Below are 19,144 nucleotides of genomic sequence, written 5' to 3'. Positions count from 1 at the left end.
ATCTGAACATGGTAAACTACTTAAAGCTTAGCTTGTTTATCGAAAGAAATGATCGTGAGTTTGGAAGAAAATCAACAAAAAATAATCATTGTAGGAGGGGGCTTGGCAGGGTTAACAGCTGCTATTACTTTGGCCAAAAATAATTATCCGGTTATGCTCATTGAAAAGAAGTTCTATCCTTTTCATCGGGTTTGCGGGGAATATATTTCCAATGAAGTGGTGCCTTTTCTGAAGCGAATGGATTTATTTCCCGAACATTTTGCTCCTTCGAAACTTAACCGTTTTTTATTGGCAGATATAGATGGCAAAACAGCGGAAATTCAATTGCCTCTTGGGGGATTTGGCATCAGCAGATATCATTTTGATCAGTTTTTATTTCAGAAAGCAATAAGCTTAGGTGTGGATGTACGCTGTGGCACTGAGGTGACTTCTATTGATTTTCAGGCAGACAAATTTCAGGTTGGGTTGAAAAACGGGGATAGTCTTCAGGCAGAGTTTGTGATTAATGCTTATGGCAAGCGCTCTAGGCTGGATAAGCAATTCGATAGAAATTTTATTAAAAAGAAAAGTCCTTTTTTAGGAGTAAAATACCATGCTTATGTTGATTATCCTAAAGATACTATAGGGCTGTATAACTTTCCGGGAGGTTACTGTGGGGTAAGCCATGTGGAGCATAATATGGTGAATATTTGCTATCTAAGCAGAAGAGAAAATATGAAGAATTATGGTTCAATTGGGGAGATGGAGTCGGCTGTGCTTCACCAGAATCCGCTATTGAAAGATATTTTAACAAGGGCTGTTTTTTTGAGAGAGAAGCCGGAGGTGATTAATGAAATCAGTTTCAGCAAGAAACAAAATGTAGAAAATCACATGTTAATGGCAGGTGATACGGCAGGTTTAATTACTCCTTTATGTGGCAATGGTATGGCGATGGCTATTCATTCCGGGTATATAGCGGCCAGCATTCTGAACGACTTTTATGATGGCAAAATAAAAAGCAGAAAAGGAGTAGAGCAGAGATATTCCAGTGAGTGGAAAAAGCATTTTTCTAAAAGGCTGTGGATTGGCAGAACCACTCAGAACTTATTTGGCAATGCTTTCAGATCTAAAATGGCAGTTAATCTTGTAAAGGGATTTCCTGAAATAGGCAGAAATATCGTTTTACAGACACATGGGAAGGTGTTTTAATATTAGGCATAACTCATTTTTATAATTGGAATTCATAAAAATTAATAAAGGGTTAAATGCCCGAATTGTGATATTTAAACCTGCGGTTTAAATCAACAGATTCCCTTTTTCAAAGGATTGACGACATAAAAAAAACAGATCCTCAGGGAGAATCTGTTTTTAAACCTGTCTGTTGTAAACTAATATTTTATTCCGGCTGTGGGGTAGTTCTCAAATAAGGCTTAATTACTTTATGGCCTTTCGGGAATTTAGCAGGAATATCCTCGTCCTTAATGGCTGGAGCTATCACCACATCCTGACCTTGTACCCAGTCTGCAGGAGTAGCCACGCTAAACCTCGCAGTTAACTGTAAAGAATCAATTACTCTTAAAATCTCTGCGAAATTTCTCCCTGTAGAAGCAGGATAAGTCAAACTGGCTTTAATCTTTTTATCAGGGCCAATGAAAAATACAGAACGCACAGTAGCTGTTGCTGAAGCTTTTTCGTGGATCATGTCGTACAAATGGGCCACTTTTCTTTCGGGATCAGCAATTATAGGAAAGTTAACTACTGTATTCTGCGTTTCATTAATATCTTTTATCCACCCCTGATGCGATTCCAGATCGTCTACACTAACAGCTAATACTTTAGTGTTACGCTTATCAAATTCCGGTTTCAGTTGGGCGGTTCTTCCTAGTTCGGTGGTACACACTGGTGTATAGTCAGCCGGATGAGAATATAATATTCCCCAGCTGTCACCTAACCACTCGTGAAAATCAATTTTACCTTCAGTGGTTTCTACCTGAAAGTTAGGTGCGTCATCTCCAATTCTTAAGCTCATTTTACTATTGTTTTAATTGTTAATGTTGAAACATTATAACGTATTGTAAATGATGCTGTTCAGGAAATCTTTATTTTTTTTAGCATTGTAAAACAGGCATAATCTTTCTACCATTTTATCAGTTATCAGAAGTGATATAGCCCATTTTAAGCGCATGCTGACGAGCCTGTTTAGTGGTTTCCATCATTAGGAGTTCCACCCCTTTTTCTTTGAAAAGTTTGATGGTTTCTTCTTCGAACTCGTCTTTCTTGCCTATCTTTCTGATATACACAGCTTTGATTCTTCCCGGAAATTCATGTAGGGCTTTTTTGTAAATTTCCGGGTCGCGCTGGCCGCTGTCACCAATCAGTATAAAATTGAGCCCGGGATAAAGGTTCATCAGTCGCTGAATTTTTTGTATTTTATGCAAATGGCTCCCACCTCCGCTAAAAAATAAATCTCTAAAGCCTGATTTAAACTCCTGTAGCAAAAATGGGCCTTTAGGAATGTTACGTATTTCAAAGAAATCAGCCAGAAAGTCATATAGGTTCCATTCGCTGCTACTTACATAGAATACAGGGTTTTTATCGTTGTGTAGTTTTCTGTAAAATTTAGCCACTCCTTCAAAGGGTAAGCGGGTTTTCGCATTTTTGGTAAGAATAAGCCGGAGCTTTCTCAGAATTTGAGTAGCATGTGAAACCAAGACGGTATCATCAATATCTGAAATCACGCCAAAGTCAGGATGATCATGTACCATCAGAAATTCCCCTGTATTTACACAAACATCGGTGCCGTCCTCTCCGCAAATAGAAAAATGAATAGGATGCCAGCCCGGCTCAATAGTTTTTTCAGGATAGATCCACTCGCTGAAATAGCCCAGTTCATCACTTACAGTCTCAAATTCCTGTCCGGAAAGTTTTATTTTAACCTTCATTTCAGGAATAGGAGTGCTGAAGTACCGGCCCAGCATGGTCTTGATGTTTTTTCGTTTTTTATCTGTTTCTTCAGAAATAAAATCAGGTCTGTTTTCTAAAACCTGGCCTTTTACATAAATTCTTTCTCTACTTCCGTAACCTCTATAGGGAATGATCCGTGGAGGAGAGATTATCCCTAATGCTCGTTTTAAGTAAAGGGCAAGTCGTATATTTAAAGCACGTAAAATAATACTCTATTTTTTAGTTAAACTATCATGGCCCAGTCAATGTATTTATTTATTATCAACCCGAAATCGGGGACTACCGACAAATCTGAGTTGGAAAGTATAATTGAAAGTACCTGCTATAAATATAACAGAGAATATACAATTTACACCACCACCGGAGAGAATGATCACGAGAAAGTAAAGGACCAGGTTACAAAATACCAACCAAAAGCAGTGGTGGCCTGTGGAGGGGACGGAACTGTTAATTTAGTGGCGAGGGTATTGTTAGATACAGGGATTGAATTAGGCATCATTCCTTTAGGATCAGCCAATGGTTTAGCGAGTGAATTGGAAATTCCTGAGGATGTGGAGGAAAGCCTGGAAATTATTTTTGAAGGCCAAGCCAACCCTACCGATGTAGTAGTTATCAATAAGGAGCATATTTCTTTGCACTTGAGCGATGTGGGCTTTAATGCTAAGATGATCAAGGACTTTGAAGAGAGTGGTGATAGGGGGAAATTGGCTTATGCCCGATCATTTTTCAATTCGCTGAGGGACAAGCAATCTACTTTTTTTACTGTGGAATTGAACAGTAAGTCATTTGAAGTGGAAGCTGAAATGATTGTTTTTGCAAATGCTTCCAGCTATGGTACCGGGGCTATTATTAATCCGGATAGTTCTATGAGTGATGGTAAGTTTGAAATTGTTGTTTTTAAACCGATTCCGTTTGGAGAACTGGTTTCTCTTACTTTCAGCTCCTTTTTTGGGGATGTCAACAACTCTGAGTTTGTTGATATTTATAAAACAGATCACGCTAAAATATTATGCCATACCAATGAACTTCTTCAAATAGATGGAGAACTCAAAGGCGATGTAAAAGAAGTGGAAGTAGATATTAAGAAAGGAGCAATACAGGTGATTATGCCTTTACGCCATTCTCTTTATTAGTCCGTAGTTTATCGATATACAAAAAAGCCCTTCAAGATTTCTCTCAAAGGGCTTTAAAATTTTAGATCCTAGTGTCCAGATTCTAAACTCTAGAATCTAGTATCTACATTATTATTTCGATTCTTTATCATCATTTACTTCTTCGTACTCCACATCATCTACACCATCTCCGGCTTTATCTTCCGGTTGTGCACCACCTTGAGCACCACCAGCCTGATCACCGCCAGCAGCTTGCTGTGCCTGGTAAATTTCCTGTGAAGCTGCCTGCCATGCATTATTTAATGCTTCCATGGCCGGATCGATCGCGTCAACATCTTGCTTGCTGTGCGCTTCTTTTAATTTAGCTAAAGCATCGTTGATGGCAGTTTTATTGCCTTCAGAAAGCTTATCGCCAAATTCTTTCATTTGCTTCTCAGTCTGGAATACTAAAGAGTCAGCCTGATTGATTTTGTCAATCTTTTCTTTCTCTTTCTTATCCGTTTCAGCATTAGCTTCCGCCTCTTTCTTCATTTTTTCGATTTCCGCATCGGACAATCCTGAAGAAGCCTCAATTCTGATTTTTTGCTCTTTTCCGGTTCCTTTATCTTTTGCAGATACGTTCAAAATACCGTTAGCATCAATATCAAAAGTTACTTCAATTTGAGGCACACCTCTTGGTGCTGGTGGAATACCATCCAGGTGGAATTTACCAATGGTTCTGTTGTCTTTCGCCATTGATCTTTCACCTTGCAATACGTGGATTTCCACAGAAGGCTGATTCTCAGAAGCTGTACTAAATACTTCAGATTTTTTAGATGGTATAGTAGTATTAGATTCGATCAATTTAGTCATTACACCACCCATTGTTTCAATACCTAATGAAAGTGGAGTCACATCCAATAACAATACATCTTTTACCTCTCCGGTTAATACACCACCTTGAATAGCTGCACCAATTGCCACTACTTCATCCGGGTTTACACCTTTAGAAGGCTTTTTACCAAAGAATTTCTCAACTTCTTCCTGAATAATCGGAATTCTTGTTGATCCACCCACTAAAATTACTTCATCAATTTCAGAAGGAGACACACCAGCATCCTGCAATGCTTTCTTTACCGGCTCCATTGATCTTTTGATCAGACTATCTGACAATTGCTCAAATTTTGAACGGCTTAAAGTTCTTACTAAGTGCTTTGGTACACCATCAACCGGCATAATGTATGGCAGGTTAATTTCGGTGCTGCTTGAACTTGATAATTCAATTTTAGCTTTCTCAGCCGCTTCTTTTAATCTTTGAAGAGCCATTGGATCTTTTCTTAAATCCAATCCTTCGTCATTTTTAAATTCCTCTGCTAACCAGTTGATAATTACCTGATCAAAGTCATCACCACCTAGGTGTACATCACCATTAGTAGATTTTACTTCAAATACACCATCCCCTAATTCAAGTACAGAGATATCAAATGTACCACCACCTAAATCGTAAACGGCAATTATTTGGTCTTTATCTCTTTTATCTAAACCATAAGCCAGGGCAGCAGCAGTTGGCTCATTTATAATTCTTTTTACTTCAAGGCCTGCAATCTGACCTGCTTCTTTAGTAGCTTGTCTTTCAGCATCGTTAAAATAAGCTGGTACAGTAATTACTGCTTCACTTACTTCCTGACCTAAATAATCTTCAGCAGTTGCTTTCATTTTTTGCAAAATCATTGCTGAAAGCTCCTGTGGAGTATAATTTCTGTCACCTATTTTTACTCTTACAGTATCGTTATTTCCAGACTCAACAACATATGAAGCCATTTTTTTCTCATCAGATACTTCAGAGAATTTTTTACCCATAAATCTTTTTACGGAAGAAATGGTGTTATGCGGATTAGTGATAGCTTGTCTTTTAGCAGGGTCACCTACTTTTCTTTCACCTTTTCCGTTGTCTAAAAATGCCACAATTGATGGCGTGGTTCTCTTACCTTCGCTGTTTGGGATTACAACGGGCTCATTACCCTCCATAACCGCAACACAGGAGTTAGTAGTACCTAAGTCAATTCCAATAATTTTTCCCATGATATATTAATTTTACTTTTTTCTGATTTCGATTTGGTACTATATTAACAAGCTATGTGCCAAGTAATTTTAGCGAAAATTCTACTGCCATATTGACATTGTTGGCTAACGAATTCTAGGATTGGCAGATTTATTTAACATTTCTGCCAATTATGCGGTGCGAATTAGTGTGGAATTAATTATACGGAATCTAATTTTAGATTATACAATGGGTAATCATTTACATTACTGACTTTTTAGACACATGCCATTGATTCTCATGTAATTGCCTGATAGGATCTATTTAATGTTAAGCATTTCGGTAAATCAAGTTGGCGAATGGATGTTAAACACCTCTATTTTTATATTTTTGAGTAATGAAAAGAGTACAGAAGCAACATCAGGAAGTTGAGAATAGTAAACACCAGCAAGCCATTGTTATTGTTGCGGAGAATATCCGCACCCCGGAAAATGTAGGAATGATTATGCGAGTGGCAGAAGCATTTGGTGTAGAAAGACTCTTTTTTACGGGCACTCTAGGGGTGGGGCTTACCACTAAAGTAAAAAGAGCATCACGAAATACGTATCAAAAAATCCCCTTCTTTTTTGAAGAGGATTCAAGAGGTATAATGAATGAATTACAAGAGGCTGGCTATAAAGCGCTAGCCTTGGAAATAACTAAAAATAGCCGCGCCATTCAAACCTTCAATTTCAGGAAAGAAGATAAAATTGCAATAGTAATAGGCTCTGAAAGGAACGGGATTTCAGAAGCGTTGCTTTCTATAATTCCCGAATCTGTTCATATTCCTTTATATGGGCAGAATTCCTCCATTAATGTGGTGACTGCGCTGGCCATTGCCTTGCAAGAAATAGTAAGGTGAGACAGCGCTTAATTCTCAATTCAGAATCGGTAAATCACTGCATTAATGTGCATACCTGCCCCCACTGAGGCTAATACGATATCATCACCGCTGTTTATTTCATGATTTTCTATTTCTCCTCTTAATACCATGTCCAGCATAACAGGGACAGTGGCCACGGAGTTATTGCCAAATTTTTGAATGGTCATTGGCATCATATCTTTGGCTTCTAACTTTATATTATATAGCTGGCCTAACTTACGTAATATAGCCTCATCCATTTTTTCATTTGCCTGATGAATAAGTACTTTTTGAATGTTTTCAAGAAAGATTCCTGACCTTTTTAATGCGGTCTGAATTCCTCCTGCCACTTCGTCCAGTGCATATTCGTAGATTTTTCTGCCTTTCATTTTTATGAAACGTTCATTTTCCGGCATTCCCGGCTTGTTGGATTTATCCATTTTAAGAAAGCTCAGCTCTTCATTAGCATCTGTTCTGTTGGCAAAACCTAAAATTCCTTTTCTGTCATCATCGTAAGAAGCAGAAACGATGGTGGCACCTGCTCCATCCGAAAAAATCATTGAGTCTCTGTCATGAGGGTCCACCGTTCTGCTGAGAGTTTCTCCACCTACTACTAAAACATTTCTGCAAAAACCACTGCGAATCATTTGATATGCCTGAATAACAGCTTGGAGCCATCCCGGGCAGCCAAATACCAAATCATAGCAAACCACATCCGGATTTTTAATCTTTAGCTTATTTTTTACTTTTGAGGCAAGGCTGGGCATGTTATCCACACGGTTGGTGCCATACTGAATATCCCCAAAGTTTTGTGCATAAATAATATAATCCAGTTCTTCTTTGTTGATACTGCTATTTTCCAATGCTTTTTCAGCTGCCAGATAGCCCAGGTCAGAGTTTACCTGATTATTCTCTGCATATCTTCTTTCCTTTATGCCGGTTATTTTTTCAAATTTCCGAATAATTTCTTCGTTGGGTACATCAAATAAAATCCCCTCTTCTGTGTAAAATTCCTTGTGGAGGAAATCTTCATTCGTAATAATCCTTGGCGGGATGAAGGAGCCAATCCCGTTAAATACCACATTTGGTGTTTTCATATCGTTGTGTTTTTAACCAATCATTCTCACCGCATCCCAACATGCATCGGCAGCCTGATTAATTCGTTCTTTACTTAATTTTTGTTGATGATCGATTTGAAGTTTGGCCAGGGAAGTGATGGGTCCGTATGCCAGGGAAATAATTGTGTAGAGGGGGAGATCTTTGATGGCCTTTGCTCTTTTGGCCTCAATAAAAAACATCATTACGGGAGACATAATCATGAAGCTTTCCTCTCGGGTTAGCATGCTCATGTAGGTTGCATAACGGTGTTGCTCTATAAATTGGAATTCCTGTGGGTGATCCATGAAATAATTTATCAGGCTCATCCATAGGTGTTTAAATCGGTTTTTAAAATTTAAGGATTCGTCATATCCTTGCAGCATACCCGCCATTACTTCTCTTTTTATTTCCAGAAAGAGCTCGTTTATAAGCGCTTCCTTGTTGTCGAAATAACGGTAGATGGTACCTGCACCCACGCCTGCTCTTTCCGCAATCATAGAAATTGGGGTGCCGTGAAACCCAAATTCTGAAATACAGGCAAGTGTAGTTTCAAGAATGAGGGTTTTCTTGTCCAGTTTATTTTTAATTGCGGAATGAACGTTCATTCCGAAAATGTCGGTATTTAAACTGGCAATTCAAACCTAATCAGCAAATAAGTTTTCAACTTGAAGTTGCAATTGATTACTAAGAGAAGAGAGCCAGACAGAAATGAAACTTCTAAGATAAAATACCTATTGTTACCTTTGTGCCACTTGGCTCACCATTTTTTTCCAGATCCTCAATGTAGAAAGAAATATTTCTGTTTTCATTAATAAGCTCCAGCCTTTCCTGAGTTAGCTTTAGGCCTAACGATTTATGCTTAGGGAAGCTTTTAGCATTTAAAAGCATGGCAGCATTTCTTCCAATACCATCATCTTGAATAGTGAAATAAATTACATCTCCTTTTTCAGTTATTTCTATAGTGAGGGTTCCTTTTTCAGGTTTATTATATAGTCCATGCAAAATTGCGTTTTCTACATAAGGTTGAATTAGTAATGAGGGTATTTCTATGTAATCAATTTCCAGCTCCGGATCTATAATCAAATTGAAATCGAATTTATCTTCAAAGCGAAGCATTTCCAGGCTTATATAGTTTTTTAACATTTCAACCTCTTCTGATAATTTGATTTTATTGTCCACAGAGTGATTAAGGATGCTTCTGATTAATTTGGAAAATGTTGATAGATAGTTGATGGCATTAAGCCTTTCATTTTTACCAATAAAATACTGAATGGAATTAAGTGCGTTAAAAATAAAGTGAGGACTCATAACCGATCTTAAAGCAATCAATTTTAATTCACCTATTTTTTTATTGGCTATTTCTAATTCTTTTACTTTTTCAATTTTATCTGAAATGTCAATTATGCTTCCTCTCAATAATTTTTCCTTCCGTGACGGGATTTTAACTAGCCGTATTTCACAAGGAATGGGGTTTCTTTCCATATCAATACAGGTCCAGTTAAATGATTCTTTGCCTTTCTTTAACGCCTGTTGGGTAAATTGAGCAAATATTTCTTTTGACTCAGTTCCATCGGGTTGGAATTCCGGGCTAATATCCAGCGGGCCTAGCTCCAGTAGCTTATCTTTTGGGATTTTAAACAAAGCTTCTGCACTATTGCTGGCATTAACAAATTTGCCAGTTTCCCAATTAATAACCACCAATGCTTCTGTCGCGTTTTCCACTAATTCCTTATAGCGCTCCTCGCTTTCTATTAGGTGTTTTTTGAGCAGCTTTAATTTGTGTTACATCACGTAAAGTAACTATTACCCTTTCACTTGGCATTACTTTCCAGTTAATTTCAACCAGTAGCTTTTCTCCTGTGTTTGCCTGAATTTCTCCCAACGTTTCTTCAGTATAACTACTTTTGCTGAAATCAAACTTCTTGCCTTCAAAAAAAGTGATTAATGTGTTGATGTTTTTTAATAGATATTCGTCCTTGTTGATTTTGGTGAGTAAGCTTAAGCTATTATTGGCATCCAGAATCGTTCCTTCAGGATTAATTAATAATATTGGGTAGAACGATTGCTCAAACAGACCTCTGTATTTATTCTCACTTGCTTTTAATAGCAGTTCTGATTCTTTAGCTTGTGTAATGTCATGGCAAATTCCTCGTACGCCTGCTAGCTGATCACCTTCTTTAATAGAGAAAGCATATACTTTAATCCACTTGCTATAGCCTAATGGGGTATTAATATTTATGACTAGTGCAAATTCACCCTTCTTAAGTATTAACTCCTTACTTACTTGATAAAAGCCACTCCACTTATCGTTACCAATTAAGTTTTTGTAGTCTATCAGGCTTAATTCTGTATTAGTATCTATGTCAAAAATATTAAACATTTCCTCTGACCAGAATGTGAATCTATCGTTAACGCTAAACTCCCAGCTGCCTACTTTTGCAATCTCTTGGGATAGTTTTAGCATTTGCTCCCGTTTACGAAGCTCTTCAACTTTCAATTTTAACTGATAGTTAGCTTCCTGAAGTTTTGCTTCAGCCTGTTCCTGAATAAATAAATTTTGGGCATCAAGTTGTTCTATCAGATTTTGATTTTCACAGTTGTATCTATCAACCAGGTGTTTTAACAAATAACAACTTCCGGCTACAAAAAAGTAGGCGAAAATAGATCTTCGAGTTACATTTAAAAGGTGTGAGGGGTTATCTTCATTTATAAATAAGCCTACATTGTAAAACTCAAGCATATCATTAAAAAAGAGTAAAATGATCAGGGTGGGTAGAGCGCCTAAGAAAATCCAGATACCTTTTCTGGAATTGAAAATGATAAATGGAATAGAACCCAAAGCGATAAAGTAGAACCTTATTCCCAGGTAATTACTAAAAGATAATACATCCTCAAAAGAGCTGATCCAATATAATATAATGAAAAGTATATAAATAGGAGGAACCCATGAAACGTACAGTTGATTGATTTTGAAAAAATTAAGATAATTTATTAAAAGAGGGAGAGTAAATAATATAAAACCAAATAATATAAACGGGAAAATGTTTATATCTTCCTGAGCAGATGAAGAAACTAAAAGGCTTCCTGTTAACAGAATCAGGATAAGAGAAATATAATTGGATAGTATGACTGACATTTTTTTTGCACTTGTCAGTTCCTCATAGACTCCAACCTCAGTAATTGCTTTAAGCCACTTTTTTATCATTGTATTTAATTCAATCTCATAAATTAATTACTTTGTATTTAGAAAATCTAGCAAAGTGGGCGCTATTTCATTTAAAGGAAGCACTTCTGATACTCCTTTACTTTTAATTGCTTTCTGAGGCATCCCAAATACTACGCATGAATCTTTGTCCTGCGCTATTGTCCAGGCCCCCTTATCATACATGGTTCTCATTCCTGTAGCTCCATCATCGCCCATGCCAGTCATTATGATTCCAATAGCGTTTCGCCCAAATTGAGTAGCAACTGAATTAAATAAGACATTCACTGACGGACGATGTCTGTTAACCAACTCTCCTTTTAATACTCTAATGTAGTTTTTACCATTTAAATGTGCCACAGACATATGATAATTTCCCGGGGCAACATATACCGTATTCGGAAGTATTTCTTCATTAGCTTCTGCTTCTTTAACATTAAGGCTGCACAATTCATTTAGCCTTTTGGCAAAGCTTGCTGTAAATTTTTCAGGCATATGCTGCACTATAAGGATAGGAGGCATAGCTGCAGGTAATGATTGAAGAAACTCTCTAATAGCCTCAGTACCACCGGTAGAGGCTCCTAAAGCAATCACTAAATTTTTTCCAGGATAGTAGTTTTGAAATGAAGGTCTTTCATGCGTTCGAGCAGTCTTATGTATTTCTTTATCTTCTGCCTTAGTTTTTTTTCCGGCAAAATAAGCTGATTTAACCTTGTCAATGAGTATAACGCGGGACTCTTCCAATAATACATCTGTGGAAATATTTGGTTTGGAGATGACGTCCACCGCTCCGTATTCAAGGGCTTTCAAGGCCTGGTCTGCACCACTTTTAGTCTGATTAGATATAACAACCACAGGGATGGGCACCTGTTTCATTAATTTCTGCAAAAAGGTTAAACCATCCATTTTTGGCATTACCAGGTCCAGGGTAATCACGTCAGGTTTTACTTTAGAGATTTTTTCAGCGGCTACAAAAGGATCTCTGGCTGTAGCTATCACAGTTATTTCAGGGTCACTTTCCAGTAGTGACTTAAAAGTTTGCCGCACCAGGGCTGAATCATCAACAATTAAAACTTTTATGAGCCTCATTCTTTAGTGTTTATTTTATATATAATAAGAGTTAATTTTCATTATACATAACAGTGGTTAATTTTATCTTTGCTGTTGTAAACTCTTTCTGCTTACTTTTTATTCTTATTTCTAATCTGGACTTGTTTAAAGCCATTTTACTAATAAATAAACCTAATCCATTTCCGCGGGAAACTTCATTTCCTATGTAAAACATATTGAATATCTTATTAAATGATTCAGGGTTTATACCAATCCCATTATCTTTAATTAGTAAGTAACAGTCGCCTCTCTTTTCTTTAGCTGTAATATATACTTCTTTGGAGCTTTTTCTACTTACTTCAGAATAGTAAACCGCGTTCTGAATTATTGGATGCAGGCCATGGTAAAGTAGGAAAGCATCAGTATTTACATAAAAATCAGTAGTTGGTGCAATCTTTACATTATCATTGGGAAAATCTTTTGAGATTAGTTTTTCAAGGAAATTCTTTAAGTTGAATTGAGTAGCAATTGGTAAGTGGGCTTTCAATTCACCAATAAGAGCAATTTGAGCATTTATTATATCAAGTCTGTTAACAGTTTCTCCTAACTTCTTAATATACATATGCTGGTATAGAACAGGGTCTTCTTCCTTTAAAAGAGAAAGTAAACCTTTCATACTTTTAATAGGAGAGCGTAATTTATGTGCCGCCTGATAAAAATAATTACGCAAGTCATTATGAGCTTCCTGTAGTTCAGCCATGTTTTCCTCTAACTTGCTTTCCAGGGCTATCTTCTCGTTAAGTGTATTCAGTCTTTCCTGGCTCAGATGAAGCTGTGTAAAGACTCTGGCTATCATTTCTACTTTGCTGAAGGGCTTTAGAATATAATCAGATGCTCCGGCAAGCAAGCCTTTATCCAGACTTTCTGTATCAGAAGTGAGTAGCAATATTGGTCTGAAATGATAGTAGGGTATATTCTTTAGTTGTTTACATACATCCAGCCCATTTATATCAGGCATATGGATGTCCAATATAATTAAATCATAATTGTTTTTTTGTGCTTCTGCCAGCCCCTCATAACCATTGGCACTATAAGTTACTTCACATCCTTTTGAAGTAAGTAAATTCTCAATATTTGTGAATATACTTTTTAAATCGTCAATGATTAAAATCTTATAATGCATAAAATTTTAAGGTTTTAACTTGAGAGCATTTAAAATTAAAGCTGTAGAGCCATCGCCTAATATAGAAGCTCCTGAGAAGCAGTCTATGTCCTGAATGAGCTCATTTAAAGGCTTGTACACAGTTTGGTACTGCCCGAGAATATCGTCTACAATGATGGCTATTCTTGTATCATTTTTATTAATGATAATTACAGTTTCCTTTTCAGGATATTCTTCAACTGAGAAAAACTCGCGTAGTGATACAAATGGAATAAAGGAGTTTTCATAATTGATTAAATGCCGGTTGGTTTTAAATAGTTTACTATGCTCTTCTTCATAGCAGTATTCCACCTCATTAATAGGAATTAAATATTTTTCATTAGAAACCTTAACCACCAGTGTATCCAGTATGGTGAGTGTTAGAGGTAATCTTAAAGTAACTATTGTACCCAGGCCTTCCTCTGTGCTGATATCAATTTCACCTCTTAAGGCATTAATTTCTTTTTTAACAACATCCATTCCTACACCTCGGCCACTTACCGTTGTTACAGAATCGGCAGTTGAAAAGCCAGCAGACATCATTACTGCAATGAGTTCTTTCTCAGTATATTCCTTGGTAGCGCTTAATAAATTTTTAGCAATAGCTTTTTCTTTTATTTTTTTGAAATCAATTCCATTGCCATCATCCTGTATTTGAATAAAAACATGGTCTCCGCTATTATAGGAATATAGTTTAAGCAAACCTTTAGCTGGTTTATTTCTTTTTATCCTTTCTTCCGGAGATTCAATTCCATGATCCAGCGAATTTCGGATTATGTGCATCAACGGAGCTTCTAAAGCAGTAATAATGCTTCTGTCAAGTTCTGTATCCAGTCCTTCGGTTATAAAATCAATTTCTTTGTTAAGATCCTTTGAAACGGACCTGATTAGCCTTTGAAGTTTAACATTCATTATGTTAATAGGCACAAGTCTTATATTGAAAGCGGAGTCTCTTAACTTTAATGTTAAGTTTTCAAGCTTTTCAACCGCTTCGGTAATTTTCTCATCTTCAACCTCACTCAACAGGTGCTGCATTTCGGAGCGGAAGGTAACCAACTCACTTACAATATTAATGAGCCCGTCCAACTTTTCAGTGGAGACATTTACATGGCTGTTCTTTTTTGACTTACTGCCTGTAGTTTTGTTTTCTATGGAGCTAGTTTCTATTTCTTCAGGCACTAAGTCAACCACTACTGATTTTAGGTCTTTTAATACTTCCTCTTTATTTATTGCAGGTTTTTCTTCGGAGGTTGCCTCTTTAAGAAATAGTTTCTGATCAAAGGTTTTAAATTTTTCTATTCTCCAATTCGCTTCTTCATCTGTTAATTTTATTAGTTCAGTATAGGCTTCAGAATGAAAGTCTTCCTTATTGCTTATTGGAAATAGTTGGTAGTCAGAGTCATTTAAAAACATGAAAATGTCTTTAATGCTTTCTACTCCCTCTTGTGAAACAGCTAAAATCTCCAGCCATGAAGATATCTTTCTGGCTTTAATTTGATCAACAAAGGGGATGCTTTCATTATGGATAATTATTTCATGCCAGCTCAGCTCATTAAGATCTTCAAGGATAGCATTCAGATTAATACCTCTCTTAAAAATACTATCCGTTGGTGTAAATATGATAGCATAAGCTTCTTTTTGTTTTGTTGAGCTTGTTGTGTCTGCAGATGTAATTATTTCTCCTGAGCTACCTCTTAATGAAATAATGGAGTCTATAATTTGTTGACTGGCTCCACCATCGTCATTTTCTTCAATTAAGTCATTAAGTACATCTACTGCATGTAAAGTGAGATCCAGAATGTTTTCATCTATAGCTCGAAGGTCTTCCCTAATATCTGAATATATGTTTTCAAGTTCATGGGTTAAACGCTCCATTTCCTTAAAATCAAACATGCCTGCACTTCCTTTAACAGTATGCAAATAGCGGTACACATTATCGATTTGTTCCGGATTGTTAGGTTGATTATCCAAAAGCATGATAGAATGTTCCAGACTTTTTAGAATCTGCTTTACTTCTTCGATGTACTCCTGCTTAAAATCCATGATTATCTCAGGGCTTTAGTTACTACTTTTAGAAATTCATCAGATTGAAATGGCTTTTTGATCCAAGCTGTAATGTTTTCATCAAGTGCCATTTTTATCTTGCTTTCATTTACTTCTGTTGTGAGTAATAAAATGGGGATAAATGAATATTGCTCAGAGGCTCTTACTTTTTTAATAAGTTCTGCACCATTCATTTCCGGCATATTAAAATCAGTAATTAATAAATCTACATTACGGCCATCAAACAGCATTGAGGCTTCTTTTCCGTCAGCTGCTTCCATAACTTTATGGCCTGCTTTAGTTAATACACTAGTGATAATTTTGCGTGAAACGCCAAAATCTTCTGCTACAACTATATTTTTCATTAGGGTTTATTTAATTTTTTTGACTAATTGAGTATCTATTTTTTGTGCTTCATTGAGCGCTTTAATATATAGTTCCCCTTTAGAGGATATGAACTTTATTTTTCTACCGCACGCTCCACCTATTTGACTACAAATAATATGTATATTTTCTTTTCTAATTGCCTCAAAGGCTACGTTGATGTTTTTTTTTCCTATTTCAAATGTTTTATTAGTCTGTTCAGCCCCGCCTACTATTCTAGCTTGTAAATCTTCTATTCTACAGCCCATAGCCAGCATCCTGCTAATCAAATTTCTTATGGCTATATCACCATACATGGCTGTAGGATTCTCCTTTCCATTCCAGGCTGGTAACATATAATGATTCATGCCTACAATTCTTTTTTTAACATCGTACAGAATAACTGATACACAGGACCCTAAAACTGTCCAGAGAACAGCGGGTGCGTGCTTAACAATTATCTCTCCAGGGTGAACGAACAACTCTTTTCTTTCTATTTCTGTAGTCATCTATTTTTCAGGAGATTTTCTTATAGCCAGTATGAATTAATTGCTTTAGTGGTACATTCAATCCAATAATGGATTCGGAATGCCCCAAAAATAAATATCCTCCGGTTTTTAAAGATTCACAAAGTTTTTGAATTACCTGCTCTTGAGTTGTTCTGTCAAAATAAATAAGTACATTTCTACAGAAAATAATGTCATACTTTTCCCGTGTTGGGTAAGCATTACTCATTAAATTAAACCTGAAGAATTTTACTTTTTCTCTTAATTTTTTAACTACTCTTACCTTGTCGCTACCGGCTTCTTTGCTTCTTAAGAAATAGCTCTGCTTCATTCCATTAGCAATTGCAGCAATGTCACTTTCCCTGTAGACTGCTTGAATTCCTTTTTTTAATACCTCGGTAGAAATGTCACTAGCGTCAATAGTGTATTTCAAGTAATTGTTAGTAAGTCTATTGAACTCTTCAATCACCATAGCCATAGTGTAGGCTTCTTCTCCGGTTGAAGAAGCCGCACTCCAAATGTTAAGCTCTTTTTTTGCAGGTAAAGCAGCATGCTCAGGTAAAATTTTGCTGAGTACATAGTCATAATGTGTTTTTTCTCTGAAAAAATCAGTTTTGTTAGTAGTAACCACATTAATCATATTGATTAATTCTGCATGATGATGCCCTTCACATACTTTTTTGATATACTCTTTAAAGCTGGTAATGCCCGATAGTCTTAATCTTTTCTGCAATCTGCTTTCAAGAAGCGTTCGTTTAGCTTCTGTCAGATTAATGCCGAAATTTGTTCTAATAAAAGAACTAAGCTTGTAGTAATCATTATCATTTAATGGAATAAGATTACCGGAAGTAGCAGTTTTTTTAAGATCAGTAGTCATTATTAATAAGTACTTTAATGAATATTAGAGCTTGCATGGCTATAAACCATGCAAACACTTGTGATTAGTATTTTGTGAATTCCTGATCCAGTTCGTCATCTGTAGAATCAAGCACTAGTTTAAAACCTTCGTTTTCCAATTCTGACTCTTTTTTGGAATTTGCTTTTTTGGATTGATCTTTTTTTCCATGCCCATTTTTTAAATTAGCAGGCTTAAAGCTAGGTTGTTGATCAAGTACCTCATTCATTTCCTCTACCTCGGAAAGATCAGCTCCATTGGCATCATCATTTTGATCAAACTTGAAGAAGGAAATGGCCTTTCTTAAAGTATCAGCCTGGAAGTTAAGCTCTTTTGAATTTGAGGCTAATTCCTCTGCACTTGCTGCATTTTGCTGAACTACAGTGTTTAATTGCTGAATTGCATCGTTGATTTGATTAGCACCTTCATTTTGCTCTAAACTTGCAGAAGTGATTTCAGCTACCAGGTTACTTGTTTTTTCAATTTCAGGAACCAGTAAATTCAACATATCACCCGCATTTCTGGCAACCTTCTCGCTGGTGTTAGAAATGTCATCAATTTCTTTAGCGGCATTTTGGCTTCTTTCAGCTAATTTTCTGATTTCAGATGCTACCACTGCAAAACCTCTACCATGTTCACCTGCCCTTGCGGCTTCAACAGCAGCATTTAAAGCTAATAGGTTTGTTTGCCTTGCAATTTCACCTATAATAGAGTTCTTTCTCACAATTAAATTCATTGAATCTACAGTTTCTAAAACTGCGCTATTAGAGCTTTCTACTTGCTTATTAGTTTTTCTGGCAATTGTTTCTGTCTCCTTCGCATTGTCTGTATTTTGCATAATGTTAGCAGCCATTTGTTCCATTGATGAAGAAACTTCCTCTACCGAACTTGCTTGTAATGAAGCTCCCTGAGATAATTGCCCGGCAGATGAAGACAACTCCACACTAGCTCTATTTATATAATTGGCGCCATTCCTTACTGTAGAAATAACATTTCTCAAATTTTTGGCCATCTCATCCATTTTTAAAAGAAGGAAGCCGATCTGATCTTTTTTGTTATACTTGGCTTTATTAATGTTAACTTGAAGATTACCTACTGACATTTTATCAACAATATCCATTGCTTCATTAAGTGGTTTTGAAATACTGTTTTTAAGATAAATACCGCCTAAAAGGATAAATAGAAAAACCGCAGCTACCACTATCATTGAATTTCGAAATATTCCCTCACTCAAACCAATTCCTGCATTATAAGCTTCTTCAGAAGAAGCTAAACTTAAATCGGTGTATTTATCCATTGCAGATCGCATAGGCTCAAAGGCAGCCTGATATTTTGAGTAGTAAATTTCACCGGCTTTTTTAAAGTCGTTTTTTTGAAGATTTGCAATAATTTCTTCACTAGTGCTTTTTATTTCTGCGATATTTGCTCTAAATGTATTGTTATATACGTCATATTCATCATAAATATCAAGCTTAGTAAATGCTGATATTTCGAAAAATTGGTTGTAACGATCTTCCACTTGCTGTAAGTTGGATCTAATTTCTTCTACAAGTGCGTCTAAAAACTTTTTGTCAGAAGCTGCTTTATTGGATAGTGCATGAGTAATTGCAATACTTCCTTGATAAGCATCTCTATCTGCTTCAATAAGGTAATCTATACTTAGTAAATTGTCATTATAGATTTTTTCAATTTCGGCCTTCAGTTTCTGTGTTTGAAGTGAATTGAAAACAGCACCTCCTACTGAAATCAAAATAACTAATGCGAAAATGTATACAATCCGCTGGTTAGTAGTAAGTCTAAATACTTTCAT

General features: G+C 36.3%; 17 protein-coding genes. 3 read left to right on the top strand and 14 right to left on the bottom strand.

Features of this window, described 5'->3' with window-relative positions; genetic code table 11:
• The first annotated feature begins 48 nt into the window (after positions 1-48).
• Positions 49-1,188, top strand: a complete 1,140-nt coding sequence (locus IEV85_RS21285) for an NAD(P)/FAD-dependent oxidoreductase (RefSeq protein WP_188467294.1) — start codon at positions 49-51, stop codon at positions 1,186-1,188.
• Positions 1,189-1,375: 187 nt separating this feature from the next.
• Here IEV85_RS21285 and IEV85_RS21280 read toward each other — a convergent pair whose 3' ends face one another.
• Together IEV85_RS21280 and IEV85_RS21275 are read right to left on the bottom strand one after the other, a co-directional pair.
• On the bottom strand, positions 1,376-2,008 hold the full coding sequence (locus IEV85_RS21280; protein WP_188467293.1) for a peroxiredoxin: 633 nt from the start codon (positions 2,006-2,008) through the stop codon (positions 1,376-1,378).
• Between the two features lie 118 nt (positions 2,009-2,126).
• Positions 2,127-2,957, bottom strand: coding sequence for an App1 family protein phosphatidate phosphatase (locus IEV85_RS21275; protein ID WP_188467292.1), 831 nt, complete (start codon positions 2,955-2,957; stop codon positions 2,127-2,129).
• Positions 2,958-3,188: 231 nt separating this feature from the next.
• Between IEV85_RS21275 and IEV85_RS21270 the strand changes: the two genes are divergently transcribed.
• Positions 3,189-4,076 carry a diacylglycerol/lipid kinase family protein gene (locus IEV85_RS21270; protein ID WP_229712683.1) on the top strand — a complete coding sequence of 296 codons (888 nt, stop codon included), beginning with the start codon at positions 3,189-3,191 and terminating at the stop codon, positions 4,074-4,076.
• A 111-nt stretch (positions 4,077-4,187) separates the two neighbouring features.
• Here IEV85_RS21270 and dnaK read toward each other — a convergent pair whose 3' ends face one another.
• The gene (gene dnaK / locus IEV85_RS21265; RefSeq protein WP_188467290.1) at positions 4,188-6,116 is read right to left on the bottom strand and encodes a molecular chaperone DnaK; all 1,929 of its coding nucleotides are present in this window, start codon (positions 6,114-6,116) and stop codon (positions 4,188-4,190) included.
• A 356-nt stretch (positions 6,117-6,472) separates the two neighbouring features.
• Between dnaK and IEV85_RS21260 the strand changes: the two genes are divergently transcribed.
• Positions 6,473-6,976 (top strand): TrmH family RNA methyltransferase, encoded by a 504-nt coding sequence (locus IEV85_RS21260; RefSeq protein ID WP_188467289.1) that lies wholly within the window; start codon positions 6,473-6,475, stop codon positions 6,974-6,976.
• 20 nt (positions 6,977-6,996) lie between these two features.
• Here IEV85_RS21260 and IEV85_RS21255 read toward each other — a convergent pair whose 3' ends face one another.
• The 11 genes from IEV85_RS21255 to IEV85_RS21205 all read right to left on the bottom strand — a co-directional run bounded on the left by IEV85_RS21255 (position 6,997) and on the right by IEV85_RS21205 (position 19,144).
• Positions 6,997-8,073: a 3-oxoacyl-ACP synthase III family protein gene (locus IEV85_RS21255; protein ID WP_188467288.1), complete on the bottom strand. Its 1,077-nt coding sequence runs from the start codon at positions 8,071-8,073 to the stop codon at positions 6,997-6,999.
• A gap of 12 nt (positions 8,074-8,085) precedes the next feature.
• Complete coding sequence (locus IEV85_RS21250; protein WP_188467287.1) at positions 8,086-8,679, bottom strand: TetR/AcrR family transcriptional regulator; 594 nt, start codon at positions 8,677-8,679, stop codon at positions 8,086-8,088.
• Between the two features lie 112 nt (positions 8,680-8,791).
• Positions 8,792-9,796 carry a sensor histidine kinase gene (locus IEV85_RS21245; protein WP_188467286.1) on the bottom strand — a complete coding sequence of 335 codons (1,005 nt, stop codon included), beginning with the start codon at positions 9,794-9,796 and terminating at the stop codon, positions 8,792-8,794.
• A 7-nt stretch (positions 9,797-9,803) separates the two neighbouring features.
• On the bottom strand, positions 9,804-11,279 hold the full coding sequence (locus IEV85_RS21240) for a PAS domain-containing protein (RefSeq protein ID WP_188467285.1): 1,476 nt from the start codon (positions 11,277-11,279) through the stop codon (positions 9,804-9,806).
• Positions 11,280-11,306: 27 nt separating this feature from the next.
• Positions 11,307-12,365, bottom strand: coding sequence for a protein-glutamate methylesterase/protein-glutamine glutaminase (locus IEV85_RS21235; RefSeq protein ID WP_188467284.1), 1,059 nt, complete (start codon positions 12,363-12,365; stop codon positions 11,307-11,309).
• Positions 12,366-12,396: 31 nt separating this feature from the next.
• On the bottom strand, positions 12,397-13,509 hold the full coding sequence (locus tag IEV85_RS21230; protein ID WP_188467283.1) for an ATP-binding response regulator: 1,113 nt from the start codon (positions 13,507-13,509) through the stop codon (positions 12,397-12,399).
• Between the two features lie 6 nt (positions 13,510-13,515).
• A complete protein-coding gene (locus tag IEV85_RS21225; protein ID WP_188467282.1) occupies positions 13,516-15,570 on the bottom strand; it encodes a chemotaxis protein CheA in 2,055 nt (684 codons plus the stop codon).
• A 2-nt stretch (positions 15,571-15,572) separates the two neighbouring features.
• Positions 15,573-15,935, bottom strand: coding sequence for a response regulator (locus IEV85_RS21220; RefSeq protein ID WP_188467281.1), 363 nt, complete (start codon positions 15,933-15,935; stop codon positions 15,573-15,575).
• 6 nt (positions 15,936-15,941) lie between these two features.
• On the bottom strand, positions 15,942-16,442 hold the full coding sequence (locus tag IEV85_RS21215) for a chemotaxis protein CheD (protein WP_188467280.1): 501 nt from the start codon (positions 16,440-16,442) through the stop codon (positions 15,942-15,944).
• Between the two features lie 7 nt (positions 16,443-16,449).
• Positions 16,450-17,316, bottom strand: a complete 867-nt coding sequence (locus IEV85_RS21210) for a CheR family methyltransferase (protein ID WP_188467279.1) — start codon at positions 17,314-17,316, stop codon at positions 16,450-16,452.
• A 64-nt stretch (positions 17,317-17,380) separates the two neighbouring features.
• Positions 17,381-19,144, bottom strand: coding sequence for a methyl-accepting chemotaxis protein (locus IEV85_RS21205; protein ID WP_188467278.1), 1,764 nt, complete (start codon positions 19,142-19,144; stop codon positions 17,381-17,383).

It is taken from the genome of Marivirga lumbricoides, from assembly GCF_014636295.1.
Taxonomy (GTDB): domain Bacteria; phylum Bacteroidota; class Bacteroidia; order Cytophagales; family Cyclobacteriaceae; genus Marivirga; species Marivirga lumbricoides.
This window is presented reverse-complemented; position numbering and strand designations above follow the sequence as displayed.